Below are 23,860 nucleotides of genomic sequence, written 5' to 3'. Positions count from 1 at the left end.
CAAGCCACCTACATTTCCTTGAGTATGTCGGCTTTTTTAGCCTCATACTCCTCTTGGGAAATAAGCTCCTTCGACAGCATTTCTTTCAGTCTGCTCAACCGCTCTACAGGGTCGACGGCAACCGGTTGAGGAGCTGCTTGCGCCTGTCCCATCGTCTGATTGACCATTTTGGGAATGACCTGGCCCATGCCGGCACCCATGGTCAATCCCATACCCGCCCCTAGAAGGGCTCCACCGTCAGAGCCAGGATTGGAAGCGGCACCATTCATGGCATTCAAAACCTGAGCCTGCTGATAGTTGGTACCATAAGTCTCATAAGCAGACTGCTGGCCCTGCGCATATGCCGCTTCGCCTTGCCCCTGGGCCATACGCCCATAGAACTGCTCGCGGTTCTTGGATACCAGATCCTGTGCTTCCTGTCTGGCTTCATTGTCGATGATATCAATTGCGGAAATGCTGAAGTTCAGTACTTTCATGCCATATTCAGCAGCAATGGGCGCGATTTCATTCTCGATGGTCTTGGCATAGGTTACAGCATTGGCAGGCACTGAGATAAGAGGCCCCGCCCACTTGGTCAGCTCAGTGGTCAAGATGGAAATGATGTGGCCAAGGAACTGATTGCGGAAGTAGTCGGTAATCGACTCCTGATTGCTCAGATCATAGTTGTTGCCAATCAATTGAGTGAGGAAGATGCCGCAATCGTCCACTTTGATGCGATACGCGCCTCTTGCCCTCACCTCGGTTTCGACGCCAATCCCCTGGAATTGGTCAGAGAGCGCCTTGTCGTAGACCTTGATAGGCGTCTGTGTGCCCCACTTGATTTCCCTGCTAGTCGCCGTACGAACGAAATAGACCAGCGAATGGAACGAAGAGACTCCACCGGAGAGGCTGTTCCGCAGGCGGGATATAAAGGGATAATTGGCACTGTTCAGGGTATAACTACCCGGATCGAAAATCTGCTCGATCGTACCCTGATAGACAAAGATGGCTTTTTCTCCGGGACCTACCACCAAGGTGGTTCCGTTGTTGAAGTCTTCCTCGGGGTTTTTGAATATGAGTGTGTCATTATCTGAACGGTTCTTGATGACATCGACAAAGTGCTTCTCACCATCCGCAAAAGCGGCTTCATTGGAGTTGCGCTTGAATACAGCCATCTGTACACCCCTCTTTCCTATGCACTGTTCAATCCGTATCCATTACCTGGTCAAGCAACAATCAGTCGTCATATTCATCCCACAGACTCACAAGACCATGGGCAGAATTCAGGAAGGACTCTGAGCCTTCATAAGTGTTGGACTTCAGTTCCAACTTTTTCCCTGTCCTCATACTGATGACGCAACCAAAGTCATCCACTCGAATATCGACTATGTTCTTGAACCGATACACATCAAAGAAGGTGCGGCCTGGAGGTGTCGCGTCCCCAGCCTCGTCGGGCTGGAGTTCAAACATGGCGGAGTATATTTTTTTATTCCCAAACATCCAGACGGTGATCATCATATGACCGTTCATTTGCTGGATGTAGGAAACCGGTTCCACCCTGCTCACTTCGTCCTCGTCGAAAATGCCGCAGATCTCCATAGCCGTGGCCTTACGCCTATCTATGGCAACGCTGTAATCTTCGAAACTCACTCCTATTCCCACCTTTCCCGAATCACAAACTTCAGCATCGATCTTCACTTCATCAACAATTCGTTCATCTCTTGGCTGTCAGAATCGGTCAGTCCTCCTTGCTTGGCTGCTTCCATTACCTTCTTGGATGATTGCGAATACCTGATGTAGCGCTGCTCAAAAAGTCGTTTGATCAATAATGATTTCGCACACAGATACTGGGGATGTGGATTCATCTCAATCGCAGAATCCAGAGTCGCCATTATTGACTCCGCCTCTTTGAGCTTTATCTTGAACGGTTTTTGAGACTTGAACCTGCTTAATGCAATATGAAAAAGAACATCGGAATCGTTAGAACCATTTTCCACAGCCTTTTCCAAGTTCTTAGCGGCTTCTTGGTATTGGCCCCTGTCAAAAAGGACATACCCCAATGAAGCCAGCACTTTCGGATCATTGGGCGAATCCTTCAGCACCTCCTGGTACTTATCAAGGAATCGTGCCGAGTCCTCATAAGTGGCTCGACGAACCTGTTTAAAGTTCAACGAAGTTACAACAACAGGTCTTCCACAATAAGGACATTGCTTGCTCGAAGCCGAAAGTGGTGCCCCGCAGCCGGGGCACACGATATCCGAATCAACCGAAGGCATGATGCATCAACGGCGCCGCATCGATCTGTTTATGTCGGCCATGCCCTTCTGAATAGCCTGCGTCTGCTCGGCCTGTGCGGCCAAAGCACGCCTAGATTGTTCAGCCTGAGCTTCCATGTTCTTCTGCATCTGTCGCTGCTGCTGCTCAAAGCCACGGGCATTGTCATCAAGACTCTTTAGGAACAGATCATCAATCTTCTTGAAAAGACCCGTAGCAGGCGAGTGCAGTGTCTCAGCATGTCCAATAGAGTCGACGAAGCCATCGAAGAATCCATTCCATTCAGCGAGTAGATTGGCAGACTTGTTTGCATCAATCTTCTTGAAAACGAAGTGGCAAATTATGCCGGCGATGACCATTATGAATCCAAGAACGCGAAGTTTCTCATTAACAACGCACAGGAGCCCTAGTATAATCAACGCAATTTTGACGAGTAGGAAGATAATATGTTGAGTTTTCAGTTTCTTCTCTTCTGCTTCAATTGCAGAACGCTTATCGGGAAGTTGCTGGTTGAAAGAGGTATTCAGATTAGTCAGCTGCTGCGAAAAGTCATCAGGTAAAATCCTGTCCGGCCCTTCCAAATTAGCCGTACGGATCATGCTCAACTGATTTTTGGCATTGCCATAAGCAACATTGACATCGTCGCTGTGATCAAAACCAAGAGCAACAATATTTTCTTTGTATCCCATTCTTCAGTCTCCTTGATTTGGATAAACATCAGGGAGGAGAATGCATGAATTATGGCTTAGCTTATGGCCTACCCCCCCCCCCGCAATACGGGCAGGGCATTAAACAAACCTATAGCGAAAGCAGACATCATTACCTCTTTCGTTCCCCTGCGATGTTCTTGACAAGCTGACTATACCACTACATATACGACAGCAGTCAAGAAGTCCTGAAATGCGACCTCTTGAAACACCATATACAGGCCTCTTCTTTGTATCTGTCTGTCTTTAATTGATCGGGAATGCAAAACCACTGGATTCGAGGGCGCATCTACATTCTTCCGCACTGAAGAAAGCTGCGTGGTAAGCTGTATACTTATGACATTTTTGTGAAAACCGCTAAAGGAAGAGGCAGACAGGGAAATCACAAGGCGGAAAAGACGAACAACGGCCTGGTGGCCGGAGAAGGAATAATGGCAGAGGACGATATAATTTCGGCCGCGGACAGCGGTCAGCACGAGCAGAAACGGCGCGATAAGCACACAGCCAAGAAGATCAAGAAACAGCAGGCCGCAGCAAAACGCAAGGCCCGCAAACAGAACCCCCGGCAGCATCGGGGCTGGAGCGAGCGCCTGCACCTGACCGACATCAACGTGGTGGACAGATCCACCCTCAAGCGGGCCATCGCCGGCACCGTAGTCGGTAACTTTATGGAATGGTACGACGTGGGGGTCTACGGCTACCTGGCAGTCACCATCGGCCGCGTCTTCCTATCCAACGCATCTGATGCCGTGCAACGGCTCTTCTCTTTGGGCGTCTTCGCTGTCACCTTCATCGCCCGTCCGCTGGGTGGCGTGGTCCTGGGCCAGCTGGGCGACAAGGTCGGCCGCCAGCGCATCCTGGCCTTCACCCTGCTGAGCATGTCAGCAGCCACCCTGCTGATCGGCCTCCTGCCCAGCTATGCGGCCGTCGGTCCCCTGGCACCCATCCTGCTCATCCTGCTCAAACTGATCCAAGGGTTCTCTACAGGCGGCGAGTACGCGGGCGCCTCGACCATGGTCACCGAATACTCACCTGACCGGCATCGCGGCTTTTTCGCTTCCCTGCTGGATGTAGGATCCTACTTGGGCTACGCTTTCGGGGCTGCTTTGGTCTCTCTGCTGGAATTCTCCATTTCCCCTCAGGCCATGCTGGCCTGGGGCTGGCGCATCCCCTTCATCATCGCTCTCCCACTGGCCGCCATCGCGGTCTACTTCCGGGCCAAGGTCCAGGACACGCCCGCCTTCCGCCAAGCTCAGGATGCCAGCGACGAGAAGACCAAGAGCCAGCACAAGGGCCTGTTGGATCTGATCCGGGGCTATTGGCGGGAGCTGCTCATGGCCTTCATCCTGGTGGCAGCGGCCAACACCCTGAGCTACACGCTGACCGCCTACATGCCCACCTACCTGTCGGGCACCCTGCACTACAACACGGCCCAGGCCAACCTGCTCTCCCTGCCGGTCCTGCTTATGGTGGCCTGCTGCATCCCCATTACCGGAGCCCTTTCCGATCGCTTTGGCCGCAAGAAGGTGCTGTTCATGGGGGCGATCACCGGACTCTGTCTGTCCCTGCCGGCCTTCCGACTGCTGGAGCATGAGACCACAGGTGCCGTCTTCGGCGGACTGGTCCTGCTGGCCATCCCGGTCATCTTCTTCGTGGCCAATCTGGCCTCCACCCTGCCGGCACTCTTCCCCACTGCTTCCCGTTACGGCGGCATGGGACTGTCCTACAACCTGGCCGTAGCCGTCTTCGGCGGCACCGCGCCTGTCATCATGGAAGGGCTGGTGACCGCGACTGGCAAGTCCCTGGCACCTGCCTACTGGATCATGTTCACCTCGACCTGCGGTCTTATTACCGTGCTCTTCCTGGCGGAGACCGCCCGGCGCCCCATGCCCGGCACCTTGCCTACTGTGCTCAACCGACAGGAGGCACGCGACTTGGTGGCAACCCAGGACCGCAACCCCGACCTGGACGTGAAGACCATCATCAAGGATGCCGAAGAGAGCGGAGTGCGTAAGACGCCAAAAAAGCTGGCTGCCGAAACGCGCAAACTTCTGGGCATTCCCCGTTCCGGAGACAAGAACAAGAAATAACAGGTGCAGTCAAGTCGTATGAACGTCCGAGTTCTGTTTAGGTAACTCAGTCTGAGCTATATACAAGAGACCTTCTCGCCCTTTGAGAATAAGACAACGACTCGGCTACTCCGCCCACCGTCAACGTGTCGAGAATACGACAGGCACAGAATTCGGCCGGTGGCCCGAAGTAATTTTCATTTCTGACCACCGGCCATTTTCGATTCCATCACCACTTTCTTGCTGCAGTTCAAACAGAATACAGTCGGACTCCAAACTCATGGCTGAGCCTTACAGGATGGCCCGACGGATGCTCAGGATGGCTGAAGACACTGTCATAGCTGTTTGACGCCAGAACCTTTTTTTCTTCATCACACAAGGTCATATAGGCCGATAAATCGTCGCCGTCATTTTGCTGTAAAGCAATTGAGACCTCCTGTATCTGAACACTTGAAAAAGGCGCAAGTGAAATAGACGCATTCCCTTTGAGCACCTCGCGCCCTTGCAAATTCACGAATCTCCAAGTAATGGAGACCTGACTCAGATCTTTGGGGGAATCATTGACAACAACCAATCCAGAAACCTTCTTGCTGCACCTATTCAAGAAAACACCTATGGGTTGATTGATTCTGGCAACCGCCTCGTATGCAGGCTTCGGCTGCCCCCACCAATCCAACAGCCCGTAGAAGCTTTGCGGGCACAGGTCTATGAACATGAACTGTACATATCCCCAATTGGGTGCAGCTCTTTGACACCGATAGTGCTCGATGTAATACTTGAGCAGCTCAGTCTGATAACGTTGCAATGTTCCTGTCAAAGGCTCCAAGGCCGCTATACGCTCTGTCAACGTCCCGAGATTCCTCAAATTTTCAAAGTAGCCGGGGGCGTCGAAACCAAATTCTGTATTGAACTTCTCTTTCGTGCCGTCAATCAACGTATATGACGTGGGAGGAGTATCCAACGATCCCGTATAGTTGTGGCTGTCTCCGCTGGTCAGATCATCAGCGCAATACGAGCCTTTGATAACGGGACGAGTCGGGTCTGTTCGAGTGACCTCCCGATAGATGGCAGGGCCTGGACTCACTTGCATAGCCGTGCCCTGTGTGCCCTTCGGCACATCCACTACGCCTGGTTCATTAAGGCATATCCAGCTGAAAACACTGGCATGTCTATCAAGGGTTTTGACGGTACTGACAAACAACCGTACAAACGTTTCCGCCCACTCAGAAGTTCTGGGCTGGTTCCAATTGTATTCTGAATCCTGGATCACGGCAATGCCCATGCGGTCGCATAAATCGTACAATTCCGGCTTCTCGACATGCACATGCACCCGGATCAAGTTGAATCCAGCTATTTTGATAGCCTGCAAATCACGCAGGTACCGCATTCTGTGCATTCGAGATATATAGACATCAGGGAAATAGGATGTCCCACGCACATACAGGGGCTTTCCATTAAGCACGAACCGGGTTGTCGATTCATCACGATCAAGTTTGACATTCCGGAATCCGATCTTCCGGCTTTCCACCTGTTCGCCGTCCAAGCTCAATGTCATGTCATAGAGCTTCGGCTCTCCCAGATCCCAAGTGAACCAAGGCGTCACGCCATCAACGGCAGCTTTGAACTCGAAAGGTCCCTGGACCTGCTTATCCGCGTCAAGCAGCACACGGCCATCAACTGGATCCCGCACCAGGGTTCTCAGCACAGATGGATGATCATTACCGCAACCGAGTACTTTCCCTCTAACGATTATTCTTCCACGACCCTGATCATCCATCCACACGCTCAGGCGCGGATCTTCAGCCAGACAAGCAGACTCATGAATCGATAGGGTGACCTTGCCGTAAATGCCCACGGGATTCACGTCACGGGCTATAAGGCCGTCATCATGCTCATAGGTTCCTTTGACCAATCTCCTTTCAACCATATAGGTACGGTTCTCAACGTCATCATTCCTTATCTGCCTATCCCAAGGTGACCAGACCTTGACCATCAGGATATTCGTACCGGAGTGTATGATATTGCTGACATCAAAGACGAACGACTCACTGTAGCCCTCATGGGAGCCAAGGAGTTGCCCGTTCATCCACACCTTGCAAAAGTAATCGACATTGCTGAACCGCAGCAAAATCTTGTCGTCCGTCTCAGAATTATCAAGCTTAATGAGCCGACGATACCACCAAGGCGCCTGATTGAAATACCGCAGCCGGCGTCCCCAATAAGGCTGTTCATCCAACAGACACTGGAGATGCTCCAGAGCCGGCAACGGCTCCCACTCTGATATCTGCGGTCCGACCTGCGTACAGTCGCGATCCTCATAGAGTTTCAATTTTTCACCGACATCATTGACGTCCTGTAGAACGCTCCAATCATTACTGATGTCCAATTGCTTGTTCATTATTTTCCTTAATTCTGTTCCCAGTGCCTTTACCCACGGACCGCTCCGGCCACCATGCCGGAAATAACCTGTCTGTTCAGGAAGAAGTAGAGTATAAGGGTCGGAATCATAGACACAACTATTGCTGAGTATGTGGCTCCCAAGTCGGTCTGTCCATACATACCGACAAAGTCGTTCAAACCTATCGGGAGGGTTTTCATATCGCTGCGAACCATAAAGGTGTTGGCAAATACGAATTCATTCCAGATGAAGACAAAGTTGTAGGTCGCCACAGTCACAGTGGTGTTGCGGGAAAGCGGCATGACGATCTTCGAAAAGATCTGCCAGGTTCCGGCTCCATCGATACGAGCGGCCTCCAGTAACGAATCCGGTATCTCCTTCATGAATCCTGCATACAGATAGACGCACATCGGCAGATTGAAAGCCAATTGCGGAATGATAAGGGCCAGATAGGTGTCCGTAATGCCGATTTTGTTAAACACTTCGAACAGAGGCAGCAAAGCTGCGAATGAAGGCACCAGAAGTCCTACCAGCAAATAGGAAAGCACCTTATCCGCACCCCGAAACCGCAACTTTTCAATGGCAAACGCCGCAGGGGCTCCGACCATGACGGTGACCAGAATGGTCAGCACGGCAACGATCGTGCTGTTAATCAAATATCGCAGTAGACCCGACGTGGCAAAGGCTCTCACGTAATTACCCAGATACAGACCCTTAGGCAGTTGATAAGCCAAGGTATCTGCGAGCTCATCGGGGCTTTTCAACGAAGAGAGCGTGACCCAAAGAATCGGGTATATCTGCACCAGAACGAAAACTGCGATAATCGCATATACCAATCCCCTGGTTTTCCTGCCTGGCTTCGTAGTCATGCTTTGTCCCCTCTCCCGAACAGGCGGCGCAGAATAAGAAGCGTTACCAGGCACTCCACCGCTAGGAAGATGCTGATGGCGCTACCGTAGCCAAAATTCCCGGATATGAAGATTGTCTTGTACAGGTAGGTAGACACCAGCTCGCTGGACGAACCAGGTCCGCCTCCAGTAAGCACATAGGAGACATCGAACCCCTTCAAGCATCCAGAAACCAACATCACCAACGTCACCTCCAAGACCGCTCTGATTAGAGGCACCCTTATGTAGATGAGCTGTTGCCACCAATTGCAGCCGTCGATCAGTGCCGCTTCCAGCACTTCGGCATCGACTGACTCCAGAGCTGCATAGTAGATGACCATGTATATGCCGGCGAACTTATAAGCATCGATAAGCGTCACCAACACGAGGGCCCAGTGGGGATCCGAGAGCAGAGCGTGAGGGGCCAGCCCGAACAGACTGCCTACCGCCGGCACAACCCCCGGCGGATTGACAGCCAGCATCTGGGCGAAGATCTGGCTGACAGCAACTGAGGAAATGACGCACGGAATGAAATAAACCGTTCTGATGATGGTCCGAAATCGGTCAATGCACAAGACCAACAGGGCCATCACCAAACCCATAAGCATCTGAACGCAGGTACCTAGAAGGGTGAAGAAAATGGTGTTGAGGAAAGCCGCGCGGAACACCTTGTCGGTCAGCATCAGTTTGAAATTCGCCAAGCCCGAGAATCGCATGGCTCCTATCCCATTCCAGTCAAACAGACTCGCGCCGAACGACCAGATGATAGGGACAACCACTATGAGCGTAAAGATGATGACCGCAGGCAGGTAATAGGGCCACGCCGCTACCGAACTGATGGCCCTGTTCCCCCTGGACGGATGACCCGGCCAGGACCGCCTCCGACGCACCATCCGTGGCGGGATGGAATCCACTGGATTAGATCTTTGCATATCCGCCTTCACTTGGCCTTGTTGTATTGAGCGATGGCTTTGTCGACATTGGCCGCAAACTCATCCGTTGAGGTATTGTCCACTAGCAGGCTTTGGCACTGTCGTCCAAGTACACTGACCGTATTTGCATCAAGTTGCACATCCCAAACTTGTGCATAATCGTTGACCTTGGCTATGTCAGACAGGACGTCCTGATATATACGGGGGGTCTTGACGCTGCCTTTGGGCTTGACCGAAGGAATGACCCGATAATCGTTCAAAGCCACATCACCGTATTTGTCAAATAGGTATTTGAGAAAATCCTTCAGCTGGGGAGTTAGCTTGCCCTTGCTGACGGCAGTACCGATGCCCGAATTGGCAAAGAAGTCCGTGGGCGCAGTCTTGTCTCCTTTACCAAGCATGGGAAGGCGGAAATAACCGATGTCCGATTTCAGATTGCCGGAATCGTCAACGTATGACGGAAGATTCCAAGTACCGTCATACGTTATCGCAGCACGCTTGCTCTTGAACAGATTCAAGGTGGCGGTGGCATCCGAATTCGTGAAGCCAGGCTGGAAATATGCTGACATCTTTTGGAGGAAGGCAATTCCAGCTTGACCAGTTGGACTGGCCATAGATTCCTTTCCGACCTTGAGCTTGGCCAAGAACTCATTGCCGGTTTCCCTGTATGGAATCATCCCCAGGAACCTATAAAAAGGCCACTGGTCCTTGCCATCAAGAGCGATCGGAATAACGCCCGTGTCCTTAAGCTTCTGAAGGTCAGTCAGCAACTCGTCAAAGGTCTTAGGTTCCTCTGCAATTCCTGCTTTGCGGAAGGCGTCTTTGTTGTACCAAAAGTATTCCGCATTAGCGTTGAAAGTCATTAAGTGCAGGCTGCCGTCAGCCATTGTCGGGTATTTGGTGGATATGTGATAAAAGCGATTGGTTACGCCAATGTCCTTGTAGAGTTTTCCAATATCTTCAGCACGACCGTCCTTGACAAGCTTGGCGAAGTACGGATCGGGATCGGCATCCCATAACTCCGGCAAACGGTTACTGGATGCCAGCACTTTCAACTTTTGGTTATATGAAGGTCGATCAGAGATGTTCTGGAACTCCAGCTTAAAACCCTGATGCGACTTCGCGTACTCATCAGCGATCTGCTTGATTGCTTTTATGCTTCCTTCACTGGCGGACCTCGCACTGAGCCAAGTGATGGTACCCGACCGTTGCGAAGAACCGCACCCCCCAAAACCAAATAAGGATAGGACAGCCACTGCACAGGTGCATGCCCTCTTGGCGAATGATAGTTTCATGGTCTCTCCTTCATTGGACGTAACCAACGCCACCTCATAGTGACTATATGTCAACGTTGTCTGACAACGTTGACATATGTAAAACTATACTAATTACAGACCGTTGTCAATTCACGGGGGACAATGCTAGATATGACACAGAACAGTGGCAATGCGAACAGCCACCCCACGATCAAGGACGTGGCGGCCCTTGCACAAGTCGCGCCAAAGACGGTATCCCGCGTGATCAATGAAGAGCCTTATGTATCTTCGACAACCAAGGAGCGAGTCCTTTCGGCCATTAAGGAACTGCACTATCGGCCCGACGTGCATGCAGCCGATCTGAAACGTGGCAAAAGCCACAGCAAAACCCTCGGGGTTCTGCTGGGAGCCAGACCCAATCCCTTCTCCTCATCGGTGCACTGGTCCATTGACAGCGTCGCCGTGCAGCACTCCAGCCTGGTTCTGGCCTCGGCGTTGACCGGTAATCAAGACAGGGACTCCAATACCGTGGACGAAATGCTGAGCCGGCGGATAGACGGACTGATCCTGGTCACAGCCGCTAGCTCGCAGGACTACCTGATTCCCGAAATGCGTCGTGGACTGGCCGTCGTCTTTGCCGACAGCACCTCTATGGGATTACCTTCAGACACCGTCATGTCTGACAACTATGCCGGTGCAATCAGTGGAACCCGGGCGCTTTTATCCATTGGGCACAGGAGCATGGCCTACCTAGGGGCCAAGAAAAACGTGTATACCGTAAGCCAGCGGAGAAAAGGCTTCCTCGCTGCCATCAAGGAGAGCTATCTGCCGATGGACAATATTGACCTCGTTGACGACATGGATGAACGCAAAGCATACACCGTCACATGCAGACTGTTAGACCGGGCACGAGCCAAACGGCCTACCGCGATCTTTGCAGGACAGAACCTTATCGCTCGAGGTGTGATTCGCGCCCTAAGAACAAGAGGATTGGAAAAGAGCATAGCAATCATCAGCTTCGATGACGCCGATATGTTTGACATGCTTGATCCCGGAATCACGGTCATCAAGCAGAATCCTGAGAACATCGGCCGAATAGCCGCAAACATGGCGTTCGAACGCATCGATGGCTTAACTGCCGAACCCCGCCACATCCTGCTTCCTACTGAATTGATCGCCAGAGGTTCAGGCGAGATACCTCCGAGCCAGTAAATCACTTCGTTAACAGCAAAAGGCTGCAGGGCCCGGCACCATTAGAAAGATGCCATCATCGCCCACCGCCTCCAGATATAACTTGACCCAACAAAATTAACCTGATAATATTCTTGTATTGTCAATAATAAACGTTTAGGATTCGATGATGAAACACACTGGCGTTACCTTGAAGGACATTGCGGACGAGCTGAACCTTTCCGTGTATGCCGTGTCAAGGGCCATCAACGACCTAAGCGGGGTCTCCAAAACCACACGTGCCGCCGTACTGAAAGTCGCTAAAGAAAAGGGCTACATTCCCAACGTCAATGCCAGGGATCTGCGCAAGGGACTTCACCACTCGGTCAGTCTCCTTACAGCAGGAATGTCAAATCCCTACTACCTGGATCTGATTAGCGGAATCGAGAGCATATTCCAAATACGGGGCGAAAACCTGCTCATATCAGACATCGCCATTGACGGCCACTACTCAGAGTCCGCCGAGAGCCTGCTGCTCCAGCATGTCTTGGAAACGCGACCCGGAGGGATAATATCAACCCTGGGACTGAGCGATTCGTCCCGGCAGCGGCTGCGGGAGTGGAAGATGCCTGTAGTCTTCGTCGATTCGACTCCTGGATCAACTCACGAGGACTTCTCCTATGTCACAACAGATAACAAGGATGCCTCGAACAAACTGGGGAGCCATCTGGCGGGGCATCACTTCAAACGATGGCTGTTGGTCATCTACCCATCGGTCTGGAACAGCCGATATATCAGAGAATCAGGGCTCCGCCAAGCAGCTGCGCGATGCGGAGCCGCCATCCGTGTTCTAGAATGCGGCAACGATCAGTTCTCCACACGGAAAGCACTCGACGGGTTTTTGGATCATGACAAATTCCAGCCCGATGTCATTATCGCCGGCAACAACCCAATACTGCTGGGGATCATGACTTCCCTGCAGGCAAGGGCAATTGAAGTTCCCGATGATTTGGCACTAGTGGCGTTCGACGACTTCATATGGTCCGATCTGCTAAAACCGCGCATCACCCTGGTTGCGGAAGACAGCTATGGAATCGGCGCCAAGGCCGCTGAACACATTCTTGCACTGATTGATCAGAAACAAGACAGAAAAGGAGGTGACGACGATTCGAAACCGGATGGGAAACCGCAAATGACGATGGGGCCCATCCATCAAACGATTGAAGCATCACTGAAGATCAGAGAATCGTGCGGTTGCAGGTATCCAACGGGGGCCGCCTGACCGTTTTGCGAAAGGTAAATTAATTATGAGATCCAAGAAAATCGTCACTGCGATGGTGGCAATTCTGGCCGCATCGCTCGCTCTAACCGGCTGCAGCAATGGCGACGAAGACAGACAGTCTGCACCAAAACGCACAGAAATCAAAAGCATTGGCCTGATGGTCCAAGATATGTCGAATCCCTTCTTCTCCTCCATGGACAAGGAAGCAAAAAAGGAGGCAAAACGAATCGGGGCACGTCTGAACGTTCAGGATGCCCAACTCGATTTGGCTACCCAAGATAACCAAATCTCTGCTTTCATCGAGCAGAACGTGGATCTGATTATCGTATCCGCCGTCGATGAAAGCGGCCTGCAACCGGCAATCAAGAGAGCTAGAGACGCGGGCATAATCGTTGTGGCTGTTGACACCCCAGCCAAAGGAGCTGATGCGATCGTGACAACCGATGGCGTACAGGCTGGGCAACTTTCCTGCTCTTACCTCTCAGAGAAGCTGGGAGGCAAAGGTAACATCCTAATCGTTGATGGAACACCCATTCAAACCATCACTGATAGGATCAAAGGCTGCAAGCAAGCGCTCAAGAAATACCCTGGAATCAAAGTGGCAGCCCAGCAGGCCTCAAAGAACGATAGAGCCACAGGGTTGACAGTGACCACTGATATGCTCACCGCCAACAAGGACGTGCAGGGCATCTTCGGCATGAACGACCCCTCTGCCCTCGGGGCAGCCCTGGCTGTGGAACAAGCCGGGCGGCAGGACCAGATCATCGTCACAGGCATCGATGCCAGCCCACAAGGAGTGGACGAGCTCAAGCGGGCAGGTTCGCCTTTCATTGGTGCAGCAACCCAGAATCCAAGGGCCATGGTTGATCAGGCCGTGAAGTTCGCCCAAGACAAGGTCAAAGGAAAGACACCCAAGAAAACGACCATCCTGATTCCCAGCGAAATGATCACTCGCGATAACGTCAACAAGTACAAAGGGTGGTGAGCATGTCTGAGAATAAAGCCGCCTTATTAGAGCTGCGGAACATCTGCAAGAGCTTTTCGGGTGTAACAGTCCTTGACAATGTCAGCCTAAACCTTTATGACCATGAGGTTCTGGCTCTAATGGGTGAAAACGGAGCAGGAAAATCGACACTGATGAACATCCTGTCAGGCAACCTCAGCCTCGATTCCGGTTCCATTGCCATCGAAGGCGAGCCTGTTGAAATCCGAACCCCCAAGCAGGCAACGGATCAAGGCATTGCCATCATCCATCAGGAGCTCAATGTCGTGCCAACCATGACTGTCGCCGAAAACCTGGCCTTGGGTCAAGAGCCAAAGACGCGGTACGGTCTGATAGACAAAAAGCGCCTCAAGGATGAAGCCAGAAGCAAGCTTGAGGTCATCAAGGCGGACATCGATCCAAATACGGAGTTGGGCAAACTAGGCATCGGCGAACAGCAAATGGTCGAAATAGCCAAGGCCCTCGCCCAGAAGGCCCGAATACTCATTCTGGACGAGCCCACTGCTTCCCTATCGAAAGCCGAATCTGAGCAGCTGTTCACCCTGATCAGTACTCTTCGCGACGAGGGCACTGGACTGATCTACATCTCGCACCGCATGGAGGAAGTCTGGCGTCTGGCTGATCGAATTACCGTGCTCCGTGATGGCCAGACTGTGTTGGCCGACAAGCTCTCCCAGGTCGACCAATCTCAGGTCGTATCCAAAATGGTCGGCAGAAAGGTTGAAAAACTCTATGAGCACGATGCCCGACAGAAAGGCGCCGAGGTTCTGAGGGTCGAAAATCTCAGAATCAAGGAAGACGACCAGCCTGTATCATTCAACGTCCACGCCGGCGAAGTTGTGGGCATGTCCGGGCTGGTCGGCGCCGGAAGGACAGAAATGGCGCGTGCCATAATTGGCGCCGACCGCTGCGCCTCCATCAGCGTCCGGCTTCAGGGGAACAAGGTTCTTTTCCACTCTCCAAAATCGGCAATTAATCATGGAGTAGCCTACCTGCCGGAGAGCCGAAAGACCCAGAGCATCTTCCCCGTCATGAGCGTCGAAGAAAATATCGCCATCTCATCACTGGATCAGTTCCAATATCTGCATCTTCTACGCAAGGGCAAGATGCGGGCATCCGTTCGGAACATCATGCAGGAGGTCAACATCGACCAGACCATGGAGCATACCGAGATCAACAATTTGTCCGGTGGCAATCAGCAGAAGGCCGTTCTAGCCCGATGGCTACTCAAGAAATCGGACTTGCTCATCCTTGACGAGCCAACCCGAGGGGTAGATGTGGGCGCCAAACAGGAGATATATGGCTTGATCAATTCCCTCGCAAAAGCAGGGAAGGCAATCTTGATGATTTCCTCTGATCTACCTGAGGTATTGGGAGTCAGTGATCGGATTCTAGTGGTCCGGCAGAACGAGGTGGTGGCCAATATTCCAACATCAGAAGCGTCTGAGGAAAACGTAATGTCGTATGCCACCGGGGTGAGCAAGCCGCAGTTGCTCGACTGACTTATAAGACAGCAAACACATGGTTCCGATCCACCGTCCGTATGCATCGTTCGGGAAACCGGCAACCGTAACTTGAAACATGAAAGAAGCATTATGAAAGGCAAAAACGTCAATATTGCGGCAATCTGGGAGAAGGTTGGCATGCCCTTCGTCCTCTTGCTGCTCATACTCTTCATGCTGGTAAAGGCGCCAAATTTTGGCACGCTGAGCAATTTGTTCAACGTAGCCAGGGCCATATCCATCAACGCCATTCTGGCGGCAGGCATGACGCTGGTGATCATCACGGCCGGCATCGACCTCTCTGTGGGCTCGACAATCGCTGTCAGCGGATGTGTGGCTGTACTGGCAGCCCGCTCAGGCATGAATCCTTTGATTGCCGTATCCCTTGGCATCATCGTTGGGGCAATAGCGGGACTCGTCAATGGATTGCTGATTGCCTATTGCAACCTGGCCGCTTTCATCGTCACTCTCGGGACTATGACATTCCTGAGAGGACTGGCATACACGATCACCGGCGGACTGCCTATTGTTGACAACAATCTGTCTTTTAGAGCTATCGGCAACGGATATATCTGGCACATCCCGATCCCCTTCATCATCATGATCGTCGTATACCTGGTCATGTGGGTGGTCCTGGACAAAACACGGTATGGAGCTCATGTCTACGCAGTAGGAGGCAATCCAGAAGCCGCCCGGCTGGCAGGCATCAATGTCAAGTCAGTCCTTATGTCCGTCTACCTGATCGCCGGGCTATGCGCCGGTCTGGCAGGCTGCATTTTCGCCGCCAGGGTCGTATCGGCACAGCCGACGGCTGGCAATGGCTATGAAATGGATGCCATCGCTGCAACGGTACTCGGCGGCACCTCACTCGCTGGAGGCAAAGGACGCATATCAGGCACTGTCATCGGTTCGGTCATCTTCGGAGTCTTAACAACCGGTCTCGTGCTGATGAATGTGCCATTCTTCACTCAGCAGCTGATCAAAGGCGTAGTCATCATCATTGCAGTCCTGATTGATGGAATGAAACAGAATTCCTTCTCATTCTCCTTCCTAAGGAGAAGAGCGGCCAGCATAGACGCATAAGGAGGCAACAGCCATGAGTATATCCGCACGCTATCAGATTCACTATTCCGGACCAGCACACTCGGGCCCCAGACCGATTCGGATACGTCTGCCCAGCTCAACCAACCAGCCGATTCTGACTGCTCAAGTCGAGCAAGAAGGTGCTGTCCCCTTTCAACGCCTGGCTGGGGAGGGCACGCCCGAAAACTCGGTCTATCTGGGCATAGTAGAACCGCATGACGACCAAATTATAGTCTTTGACGATTCATCATATGAGCCGGAAAGCGCAACTAGGCCCACATCCGGATCGTCTGAAGCCACCGGAGGTATCAGGTCAATACATTCAGTTCACGAGCGTGATGCCGTATGCAGGCTGGATACCGGATACTTCGATCTCGAACTATGCAGAGGCACAGGATCAGGAGAAGGCGCATCCAAGTGGGGAATTCGGCACTTCATGAGCAAGGAGGAGCAAGTCGACCTGCTTAAGAGCGGCAACAACGCCCTAGGCGGTTTCTATGGGCCATTCTTCACCCCTGAGAATGGGCTCGTCAACCCGACTGAACATGTGGTGGCACACGTAACGGTTGAAGAATGCGGACCGGTCATGCACCGCTATTTGCTCAGCGGACGCATCCCGGATGGTCTCCGTCCAGAGCTACACGGCAAATCCTTCTCGGTTGAATTTACTTTCTACCGTGATGTCGACTTTTTCGACCGCCGATACCAAGTGGATCACTTTGAAACTGAAGTCAACGGGCGCTGTGCTCTGGATCGCATCACAGTCGGGGATGAATTTGAAAGCGGCGAAGGAGGACTGGTCTTTGACCGCTTTGATTCCTATAACCGCACCCCTTACAGAGAAGGCGATCCCTATGCAGCCCTGTTGAAGCAAGAGGTGGCTTCCATCATCAACGAGTCCAAGAACCAGGAAAACCACCAGGAAGAACCAGCAAGATTCGCATACTTCCGCAATCTTCTGGACAGGGATTTGACCAATGCACACTGGGATTTGTACTGGCGGCTGTTCTCATACTGGGAGCACGCTCTCACCGATGCACAGATACGAGAGCATCTGGCTCAGGTGACCGACCAGGCACACGTGGCCGCCGATGCAAATGAACGTCCATGGCACATGCCAAGTCAGGCAATTGATGTCTCATCCCTGCAAGACCAAACCATCTTCCCCGGGGCCGCTGATTGCACTGCAGAATTCAACAGCAGCAACGGGCGATGCATGATCTGGCTGACATCACAACCATCAGGCGGCTTTCAGATCGTCCAACGGCCACAGTCTGGCTGGGTTAACTGGGGAACCAATACAGAGAATGAATCTCCAGCCCTGCCCGTAGGTACTCGGATCCGCACCATCTATGGTAACTATGCTCAATCTTGGCGGGAAAGAGCTGATTTGGAGACTCAGACAAACATACAAGTCCAGAAGCAAGCCTCCTGACTAAATCATCCGGTCCGTCAGGCCGGACGGACCGGATGATTGACCAAATCCCGCTCGATCCAGGCCATGACCAGACTGGCCAGGGCATCAACCTCTGCATCGGTCAGAGCCCGGCCGCGCGGAATGCGATGCCAGCGCTCGATGCACCCGCGGCAGCAGGTGGCCGTGGCATGCTGGGCCGTGAAGACCGGATGCCCGCGGTAGGGGGTCTGCTTGCCATCCTTCAAAGGGTGGGCAGGCCCCACGCGCTTGGCCAGCATCTCATGGGCGTGGCGGTCGATGGTATTCCTGCCCTTGGCGCGGGCGTAAGCGCGATCCCTGGCCGATAGAGAGAATCCAGCGCGGAAACGCGAATGCTCCAATCTGGCAAGCGTGTCCTGAATCCAGGCCTCATCTGCTCCAACTGACGCTGATCCGCTGCTGGTCATTCCCTGCTCGCCTCCATGTTCAGCCTTACCAAAGAGTCTGTACCCAGGCAAGGTTTCCCATGCGGAATAATTCACCGAACATGGCACCAGCGGGGACCAGTGTCGGGGGTAGGGTGAAGACAGTACCTATATTCATCAACTATCCGACCCGCCATGATCCGTCATGTCCGGGTCACGAACAAGGGGGCTTCATGGCCAAAAGCAAGATGACTGTAGCCGAAATGATCGGGCTCTTCCTCACCCCTGACGCACCTGTGCAGGTGACCGCCTTCGACGGGTCGGTCTTCGGGCAAGAGCAAGCGCCGCTGCATCTGGAAGTCAAGAATTCCCGTGCCATGTACTACATCACGGAAAATCCCAACGACCTTGGTCTGGCCCGCGCCTACCTGCAGGGTGATCTGGATTCTCCCGAGCTGCTTCCAGGCAACCCCTACCAGGTTCTCAAGGAACTGATGGGCCTTAAGCACTTCGTCAAGCACCCCAGCAAGATGGAACTGGCCCGGGCAGCTGCGGCCGTCTTCTCACACGGGGTGCGCGTGCCCGAGCCACCGGCCATCGAAGGGCCATCCCTGGCCAAGCGACTGACCGAGGGCATCCGCCCCCACACCCGTCGGGGCGACGCAGCCACAGTCAGCTACCACTACGACCAGTCCAACGACTTCTACCGGCTCTTCCTGGGTTCCTCCATGACCTACACCTGCGCCGTCTTCGAGAAGGCGGACGGCAGCCTGGAGGACGCTCAGTGGCACAAGCTCAACATGGTTCTGGACAAGATGCACCTGAACAAGGGCGACCGTCTGCTGGACGTGGGCTGCGGCTGGGGCTCCATGGAGATCGCGGCCGCCCGCCGCGGCATCCACGTCATCGGCGTGACCCTGGCTGAGGAGCAGGTCGAGTGGGCCCAGAACTGGATTCGCCAGGAGGGCCTGCAGGATCTGGCCGAGGTCAGGCTGATGGACTACCGCGACGTGCCCGAGTCCGGATTCGACGGGATCTGCTCCATCGGCATGATGGAGCATGTGGGTTACAAGCAGTACCCCTCCTACTTCAAGGAGATGATGGACAAGCTTCGTCCAGGCGGCATCCTGCTCAACCACCAGATCACCCGTACCAACTCCCACGACCACAAGCGGGCGGGCGGATTCATCGACCGCTACATCTTCCCCGACGGCGAGCTGGCCAGCCCAGCCGAGATTGAACTGGCCATCCAGGACACCGGCTTCGAGGTCATCACCCAGGAGAACCTGCGTCAGCACTATGCGCTGACCCTCAAGCACTGGACTGAGAACCTCCAGGAGCATTGGGACCAGGCCAAGCCTATGGTGGGCGCGCCCAAGGCGAGGCTCTGGGGCCTGTACATGGCCGGCGCGCGGCTCAACTTCGAGCTCGACAACATTCAGATACACCAGTTCCAGTGCATCAAGCCCGATCCCGAGACCGGGACGGACACCTACCCCCTGCGGCCTTGGTGGGATCGGTAGCATAAAGGTCTGGAAAAGGGCGAGGACTCGACTCCTCGCCCTTTTTGTTTCCGCCACCCTTACAGCCTGGCTCTCAGGACGACCTTTCCGCCGAAGCCTCCAACCGAGCCAGATCCAGAGCCTTGTTGAAGGCGTCCGAGGTCCAGCTGGCCCCAGCCACCTTGTCCACTTTCAGGTCCTTGAGCGGGCGTCCCTGGACCACACCAGGCACTGCCCGAGCAAAGCGTTCCATGTGGCCACGCGAGATGGGCGAGTCCGAATGGCCCTGGACCCGGACCCGGCTCACCTGGCCTCCCGACAGGTCCAGATCCACATCAATACTGTCAGCCCCGTCATGCCCGTACTTGCCCGTCAGGGCGTAGGTGCCGTCGTGATAGTTGCCCGTGTCTGCCGGAGCAGTCGGCAGTCCATCACGGGAGACGGCCGTGGGATTGCCCTCACCAGCTGCGCCAGAACCTTCAGCCGACCCTGGAGCAGAGCTGGACTCGGCGCCCGATCCGGCGAACTCGTCATCCATGGGCTTGGCCTGTTGGCTTCCGCAACCGCCTAGGAGAGAACCGACCGCCACCAGGGTCGCCAACGTTGCCGAGGCCGTGACCAGCCCCCGAGACTTGCTTGTAGCCATCTCAGCGTCCTCTTTCTGACTCAGCGGCCGATCCCGGCAGAGACCCACCCGTCTTGGCCATTTTAGTGGGGTCATGGAAACCCACAGGAATATCCTGGTCACCGATGTCGCCAGGAGCCCCGCTGGAGGCCGGCCGGCCTCCGGCTGCCAGGTAGGCCTGCTTGGCCTCCTCATCATTCCACTGCTCACCGGCCAGCACCCCGTGGTTGAGCATGATCTCCCGCTGGGCGCATGAGGCCACCAGAGCATCGTGCGTGACCACGATCAGGGAGGTTCCTTGGTCATGCAATTGCCTAAAGAGGTCCAGCACGATCCGCTCATTGGCCTCGTCCAGGTTGCCAGTGGGCTCGTCAGCCAGAATCAGCTTGGGCTCATTGATCAGCGCCCGGGCCACGCAGACCCGTTGCTGCTCGCCGCCCGAAAGCTGGCTGGGCAGGTGGCGGGCTCGATCCGCCAGACCCACCCGGTCCAAGGCCTTCAGGGCCTGGTCCTCATCCACCACCGAGTGGTAATACTGGGCCACCATGACATTCTCCAGGGCAGTCAGATGCGGGACCAGGTAGAACTTCTGGAAGACCAGGCCGATCACGTTCTTGCGCACATCGGCCAGCTGGGACTGGCTCAGATCCTCCAGCGGCCGCCCCTGCAGACGGACCGAGCCGCGGCTGGGCGTATCCATGCAGCCCAGAATGTTCATCAGCGTGGTCTTGCCTGAGCCGGAAGACCCCACTACGGCCAACCACTGACCTTGCGGGACGCTCAGGTTCAGATCATCCAAGGCATGCAGATCGCCGTAGATCTTGGATACATGGTCCAGGTCCAGCAGCATGCCGCCGCCTGACTGGGACTCGCTCGCCTTTGCCTGCGTCATTGTCATTCCTCCCTCAGAACTAGGGCCGGGTCGATACGCGAAGCCCGGAGGACCGGCCGGATAGATGCAATCATGGATATGGCCACGCTCAGCAGGACCGTGCCCAAGGCCAGCCACCAGTTGAAGCCCAGCGGCCGCTGGAAGACGGACAGGCAGAGCAGTCGGGCGAAGCCATAACCCAAAGCAGTGCCGATCAGGCCTCCAGCCAACCCGTAGCAGGCCGACTCAGCCAGAAACTCCATGGCTATCCCCCGCGAGGAGGCACCCAGGGCCTTGCGCAGACCGATCTCGCTGCGCCGCTGAGAAACAATGGAAGCCATGGTGGTCCCCACGCCCACAAAGGTGAGAACCAGCACCACCACCGAAACCAGCCAGAAGAGCGACTGGAGCATGGCGATGGTATGGCTGTCGCCTGCTGTGATCCTGGCGACCGGCCGGGCCTTGACCCCCATGGAAGTCATGTCGTTGATGCTGGCAGCGATGGCTTTCAGACCTGAGGTCATGGTGTTGACCGAGTATTCGATCACATCGGTACCCCGCCTGGTCCCGGTCAGGAGCTCCAGATCGGACAGGTCGGCGTAGATAATGCGATCCTCGGGGCCGCCAGTATCGACAATGCCACCCACGCGAAAATCACGACCCTGCCCCCCGGCTTTGCCTGTGAAGGTGGACTGCCCGGCCGGATAACCAATAGTTATTGGCCTGCCAGTGGTCAGCCCCAGCGAATCTGCCAGATCCCGCCCCACCATGACCGAACCAGGCTTCGGCCAAGCTCCTTCCACGCTCCAGTGACGGTTGAGCTGGCGCACCTGGTCTGGGTGGATGCCGGCCATCACGCGGGCGCCGGCATTGACCTGCACCGTCTCATATCGATAAGTAGCGTACTTTGCCGGAGCCTTGGCGGTCACCATATGGGTGGTGTGGTCCACCATGCCCTGTTCAATGCCAACCCCGGACCTATTGCCCCCCTGGATGGGCGAGACGACCAGGTTGGCCCCGTAGGAGCGCATCTCCTGGTTGATCTGTCTAGGCGCCTCGATGCAGACCGCCGCCAGGCAGAAGAGGGTGGCGGCACCCACCAGAGAAGCCACCACGGCCATCAGGGCCCGGCCCCGACGGCGGAAAACGGCCCCGAAAAGCATGGTCAGGAACATGCGGGTGTTGGTCATATGGCTCTTATGGCGATCAGCGGCCATGAAGCACCTCCGCCGGCCGAAGCCGCAGAATCGATCTGATGGACGAGATGGACGCCAGCAGCACGGTCAGGGCCAGCAGCACGAAGACCAGCACGAAGACCATGGGCCTCATGGTGATACCTGAGCCGAATACCACCCTGCCTACGATCTGAGCCACCCCTGAGCCCAGCAGAGCGCCGACCAGAGCTCCGGCCAAGGCGATCAGGGCCGTCTCGGCCAGCACCAGTCTGGACACGGCCCCATCGGTAGCGCCCAAGGCCTTGAGCAGGGCGAACTCCGATGACCGCTCGGATATGGAGGACGCCATCAGATTGGCCACGGCGATGGCCGCCGCCAGCAGGCTGAGCACGGTCATCAGGATCATGACTGCCTGAGTCTTCTGCAGAACGTCGCCCTGCAGAGCTGCCACCTGTCTGACCTGCTTGGCCATGGACCCAGGGATGGCCTCCTCGATCTGGTAGGCGATGGATGAGGGGTAGGCCGTGCAGTACCAGGTCTCCCACTCGTCCTGGGAGAGGGCAGCAGGGTTTCGTGCGGCCTTGCGGGCCAGGTCGTTCTCGGGCGTGGTCAGGGCCTTGACCTCCACTTGGTCGATCTGATCGGTCAGACCGGACATCTCCTGCAACGCCCTGGTGGGCAGGTAGAGGGAGGAGGCATCAGAATCACCGGAGTCGAAGATGCCCACAATGGCGACAGTCTGTTGTTTACCATCCAGACCCACCTTGACCTGGTCGCCAACCTGACGGCCACCCAGTCGTGCGGCCAGCTCTTTGCCCATCATGGCCTCGGTCCTGCCGGCGGACCCAGCCTCGTCCTTGGGCCAGCGACCTTGAACCTTCCACCAGGGCCGAAGACCTTTCAAACCTGCGGTGCTGCTCTCGCCGCTGTCGACCTTGACGGTCCGGCCGAACCAGGTGCCCACTAGGGGAGCGCCGACCTGGTCCACGGTGCCGCGAAGATCCAGACGGGGGGCAAAGTCGGTGATGTTGTAGGCCCAGAAGATGGTCTTGATCCTGGGCACCTGGGACTCCTTGAGGAAGGCGGTTGGCGTTGACTGGTCGCCATAGAGGTCGGAGACCACGGCATCAGCCTTGGCCTGGACCGTGATGTTGGATCCGTAGGTGGACAGTTCTGCGTTGAGCTTGTCGCCCACGTCAAAGACCACCCCCAGCATGGCCGTAGCCACGCAGGCCGACAGGCAGACCGTGACGGCGATGAGCATTCTTCGCCCGAACTGGCGGCTGAATGACCGCAGCATCATTCGCATGAAGAACATGCCAAC

At 54.9% G+C, this 23,860-nt stretch carries 21 protein-coding genes; 8 read left to right on the top strand and 13 right to left on the bottom strand.

Annotated elements, in window-relative coordinates:
• Positions 1 to 8: 8 nt before the first annotated feature.
• The 4 genes from J3T93_RS09185 to J3T93_RS09170 all read right to left on the bottom strand — a co-directional run bounded on the left by J3T93_RS09185 (position 9) and on the right by J3T93_RS09170 (position 2,942).
• Complete coding sequence (locus J3T93_RS09185) at positions 9 to 1,154, bottom strand: SPFH domain-containing protein (RefSeq protein WP_220236508.1); 1,146 nt, start codon at positions 1,152 to 1,154, stop codon at positions 9 to 11.
• Positions 1,155 to 1,215: 61 nt separating this feature from the next.
• Complete coding sequence (locus J3T93_RS09180) at positions 1,216 to 1,629, bottom strand: hypothetical protein (RefSeq protein ID WP_258561497.1); 414 nt, start codon at positions 1,627 to 1,629, stop codon at positions 1,216 to 1,218.
• A 44-nt stretch (positions 1,630 to 1,673) separates the two neighbouring features.
• On the bottom strand, positions 1,674 to 2,255 hold the full coding sequence (locus J3T93_RS09175) for a zinc-ribbon domain-containing protein (protein WP_267431420.1): 582 nt from the start codon (positions 2,253 to 2,255) through the stop codon (positions 1,674 to 1,676).
• 6 nt (positions 2,256 to 2,261) lie between these two features.
• Positions 2,262 to 2,942, bottom strand: a complete 681-nt coding sequence (locus tag J3T93_RS09170) for a hypothetical protein (RefSeq protein WP_220236510.1) — start codon at positions 2,940 to 2,942, stop codon at positions 2,262 to 2,264.
• Positions 2,943 to 3,391: 449 nt separating this feature from the next.
• Between J3T93_RS09170 and J3T93_RS09165 the strand changes: the two genes are divergently transcribed.
• A complete protein-coding gene (locus J3T93_RS09165; protein ID WP_267431419.1) occupies positions 3,392 to 5,050 on the top strand; it encodes an MFS transporter in 1,659 nt (552 codons plus the stop codon).
• A gap of 229 nt (positions 5,051 to 5,279) precedes the next feature.
• Here the strand turns inward: J3T93_RS09165 and J3T93_RS09160 are convergent, their stop codons facing one another.
• From J3T93_RS09160 to J3T93_RS09145, 4 genes are read right to left on the bottom strand one after another with little or no spacing between them, the layout of a single operon-like run.
• Positions 5,280 to 7,427, bottom strand: a complete 2,148-nt coding sequence (locus J3T93_RS09160; RefSeq protein ID WP_267431418.1) for a beta-mannosidase — start codon at positions 7,425 to 7,427, stop codon at positions 5,280 to 5,282.
• Positions 7,428 to 7,456: 29 nt separating this feature from the next.
• On the bottom strand, positions 7,457 to 8,296 hold the full coding sequence (locus tag J3T93_RS09155; RefSeq protein ID WP_024627049.1) for a carbohydrate ABC transporter permease: 840 nt from the start codon (positions 8,294 to 8,296) through the stop codon (positions 7,457 to 7,459).
• Positions 8,293 to 9,246, bottom strand: a complete 954-nt coding sequence (locus J3T93_RS09150; protein WP_267400815.1) for a carbohydrate ABC transporter permease — start codon at positions 9,244 to 9,246, stop codon at positions 8,293 to 8,295. The genes J3T93_RS09155 and J3T93_RS09150 overlap by 4 nt, the downstream gene beginning before the upstream one ends.
• 8 nt (positions 9,247 to 9,254) lie before the next feature.
• The gene (locus J3T93_RS09145; RefSeq protein WP_267431417.1) at positions 9,255 to 10,541 is read right to left on the bottom strand and encodes an ABC transporter substrate-binding protein; all 1,287 of its coding nucleotides are present in this window, start codon (positions 10,539 to 10,541) and stop codon (positions 9,255 to 9,257) included.
• A gap of 180 nt (positions 10,542 to 10,721) precedes the next feature.
• Between J3T93_RS09145 and J3T93_RS09140 the strand changes: the two genes are divergently transcribed.
• From J3T93_RS09140 to J3T93_RS09115, 6 genes are all read left to right on the top strand, one after another.
• On the top strand, positions 10,722 to 11,714 hold the full coding sequence (locus J3T93_RS09140) for a LacI family DNA-binding transcriptional regulator (protein ID WP_267431416.1): 993 nt from the start codon (positions 10,722 to 10,724) through the stop codon (positions 11,712 to 11,714).
• 145 nt (positions 11,715 to 11,859) lie between these two features.
• Positions 11,860 to 12,954 carry a LacI family DNA-binding transcriptional regulator gene (locus tag J3T93_RS09135; RefSeq protein ID WP_267400818.1) on the top strand — a complete coding sequence of 365 codons (1,095 nt, stop codon included), beginning with the start codon at positions 11,860 to 11,862 and terminating at the stop codon, positions 12,952 to 12,954.
• A gap of 25 nt (positions 12,955 to 12,979) precedes the next feature.
• Positions 12,980 to 13,939: an ABC transporter substrate-binding protein gene (locus tag J3T93_RS09130; RefSeq protein ID WP_267431415.1), complete on the top strand. Its 960-nt coding sequence runs from the start codon at positions 12,980 to 12,982 to the stop codon at positions 13,937 to 13,939.
• A gap of 2 nt (positions 13,940 to 13,941) precedes the next feature.
• A complete protein-coding gene (locus J3T93_RS09125; protein WP_267431429.1) occupies positions 13,942 to 15,459 on the top strand; it encodes a sugar ABC transporter ATP-binding protein in 1,518 nt (505 codons plus the stop codon).
• 93 nt (positions 15,460 to 15,552) lie between these two features.
• A complete protein-coding gene (locus J3T93_RS09120; protein WP_267400823.1) occupies positions 15,553 to 16,542 on the top strand; it encodes an ABC transporter permease in 990 nt (329 codons plus the stop codon).
• A 436-nt stretch (positions 16,543 to 16,978) separates the two neighbouring features.
• A complete protein-coding gene (locus J3T93_RS09115) occupies positions 16,979 to 17,977 on the top strand; it encodes a hypothetical protein (RefSeq protein ID WP_267431414.1) in 999 nt (332 codons plus the stop codon).
• 17 nt (positions 17,978 to 17,994) lie between these two features.
• On the opposite strand, the gene J3T93_RS09110 is transcribed toward J3T93_RS09115, so the two are convergent.
• A complete protein-coding gene (locus J3T93_RS09110) occupies positions 17,995 to 18,405 on the bottom strand; it encodes a DUF4186 domain-containing protein (protein WP_267431413.1) in 411 nt (136 codons plus the stop codon).
• Positions 18,406 to 18,596: 191 nt separating this feature from the next.
• Here J3T93_RS09110 and J3T93_RS09105 point away from each other — a divergent pair, with 191 nt between their 5' ends.
• Positions 18,597 to 19,886 (top strand): class I SAM-dependent methyltransferase, encoded by a 1,290-nt coding sequence (locus tag J3T93_RS09105; protein WP_267431412.1) that lies wholly within the window; start codon positions 18,597 to 18,599, stop codon positions 19,884 to 19,886.
• A gap of 73 nt (positions 19,887 to 19,959) precedes the next feature.
• Here J3T93_RS09105 and J3T93_RS09100 read toward each other — a convergent pair whose 3' ends face one another.
• The 4 genes from J3T93_RS09100 to J3T93_RS09085 are packed head-to-tail and all read right to left on the bottom strand — an operon-like array spanning position 19,960 to position 23,854.
• The gene (locus tag J3T93_RS09100; RefSeq protein WP_267400832.1) at positions 19,960 to 20,511 is read right to left on the bottom strand and encodes an FMN-binding protein; all 552 of its coding nucleotides are present in this window, start codon (positions 20,509 to 20,511) and stop codon (positions 19,960 to 19,962) included.
• A 1-nt stretch (position 20,512) separates the two neighbouring features.
• Positions 20,513 to 21,340 carry an ABC transporter ATP-binding protein gene (locus tag J3T93_RS09095; RefSeq protein ID WP_267431428.1) on the bottom strand — a complete coding sequence of 276 codons (828 nt, stop codon included), beginning with the start codon at positions 21,338 to 21,340 and terminating at the stop codon, positions 20,513 to 20,515.
• Between the two features lie 44 nt (positions 21,341 to 21,384).
• The gene (locus tag J3T93_RS09090; RefSeq protein WP_267431427.1) at positions 21,385 to 22,551 is read right to left on the bottom strand and encodes an ABC transporter permease; all 1,167 of its coding nucleotides are present in this window, start codon (positions 22,549 to 22,551) and stop codon (positions 21,385 to 21,387) included.
• Positions 22,552 to 22,567: 16 nt separating this feature from the next.
• Positions 22,568 to 23,854 carry an ABC transporter permease gene (locus tag J3T93_RS09085; protein ID WP_267431411.1) on the bottom strand — a complete coding sequence of 429 codons (1,287 nt, stop codon included), beginning with the start codon at positions 23,852 to 23,854 and terminating at the stop codon, positions 22,568 to 22,570.
• Positions 23,855 to 23,860: the final 6 nt, after the last annotated feature.

It is taken from the genome of Bifidobacterium sp. B4111 (assembly GCF_026537235.1).
In the GTDB taxonomy this organism is placed as follows: domain Bacteria; phylum Actinomycetota; class Actinomycetes; order Actinomycetales; family Bifidobacteriaceae; genus Bombiscardovia.
Note: the sequence above shows the minus strand (reverse complement) of the source record. Positions and strands in the feature narration are given on the sequence as shown.

Bases quoted from the DNA above. Each gene is read 5' to 3' on its own strand.
- J3T93_RS09185 (WP_220236508.1), bottom strand. From the start codon at position 1,154: ATGGCTGTATTCAAGCGCAACTCCAATGAAGCCGCTTTTGCGGATGGT.
- J3T93_RS09175 (WP_267431420.1), bottom strand. From the start codon at position 2,255: ATGCCTTCGGTTGATTCGGATATCGTGTGCCCCGGCTGCGGGGCACCA.
- J3T93_RS09170 (WP_220236510.1), bottom strand. From the start codon at position 2,942: ATGGGATACAAAGAAAATATTGTTGCTCTTGGTTTTGATCACAGCGAC.
- J3T93_RS09165 (WP_267431419.1), top strand. From the start codon at position 3,392: ATGGCAGAGGACGATATAATTTCGGCCGCGGACAGCGGTCAGCACGAG.
- J3T93_RS09160 (WP_267431418.1), bottom strand. From the start codon at position 7,427: ATGAACAAGCAATTGGACATCAGTAATGATTGGAGCGTTCTACAGGAC.
- J3T93_RS09155 (WP_024627049.1), bottom strand. From the start codon at position 8,296: ATGACTACGAAGCCAGGCAGGAAAACCAGGGGATTGGTATATGCGATT.
- J3T93_RS09150 (WP_267400815.1), bottom strand. From the start codon at position 9,246: ATGCAAAGATCTAATCCAGTGGATTCCATCCCGCCACGGATGGTGCGT.
- J3T93_RS09145 (WP_267431417.1), bottom strand. From the start codon at position 10,541: ATGAAACTATCATTCGCCAAGAGGGCATGCACCTGTGCAGTGGCTGTC.
- J3T93_RS09135 (WP_267400818.1), top strand. From the start codon at position 11,860: ATGATGAAACACACTGGCGTTACCTTGAAGGACATTGCGGACGAGCTG.
- J3T93_RS09130 (WP_267431415.1), top strand. From the start codon at position 12,980: ATGAGATCCAAGAAAATCGTCACTGCGATGGTGGCAATTCTGGCCGCA.
- J3T93_RS09125 (WP_267431429.1), top strand. From the start codon at position 13,942: ATGTCTGAGAATAAAGCCGCCTTATTAGAGCTGCGGAACATCTGCAAG.
- J3T93_RS09120 (WP_267400823.1), top strand. From the start codon at position 15,553: ATGAAAGGCAAAAACGTCAATATTGCGGCAATCTGGGAGAAGGTTGGC.
- J3T93_RS09115 (WP_267431414.1), top strand. From the start codon at position 16,979: ATGAGCAAGGAGGAGCAAGTCGACCTGCTTAAGAGCGGCAACAACGCC.
- J3T93_RS09110 (WP_267431413.1), bottom strand. From the start codon at position 18,405: ATGACCAGCAGCGGATCAGCGTCAGTTGGAGCAGATGAGGCCTGGATT.
- J3T93_RS09105 (WP_267431412.1), top strand. From the start codon at position 18,597: ATGGCCAAAAGCAAGATGACTGTAGCCGAAATGATCGGGCTCTTCCTC.
- J3T93_RS09100 (WP_267400832.1), bottom strand. From the start codon at position 20,511: ATGGCTACAAGCAAGTCTCGGGGGCTGGTCACGGCCTCGGCAACGTTG.
- J3T93_RS09095 (WP_267431428.1), bottom strand. From the start codon at position 21,340: ATGCTGCTGGACCTGGACCATGTATCCAAGATCTACGGCGATCTGCAT.
- J3T93_RS09090 (WP_267431427.1), bottom strand. From the start codon at position 22,551: ATGACCAACACCCGCATGTTCCTGACCATGCTTTTCGGGGCCGTTTTC.
- J3T93_RS09085 (WP_267431411.1), bottom strand. From the start codon at position 23,854: ATGTTCTTCATGCGAATGATGCTGCGGTCATTCAGCCGCCAGTTCGGG.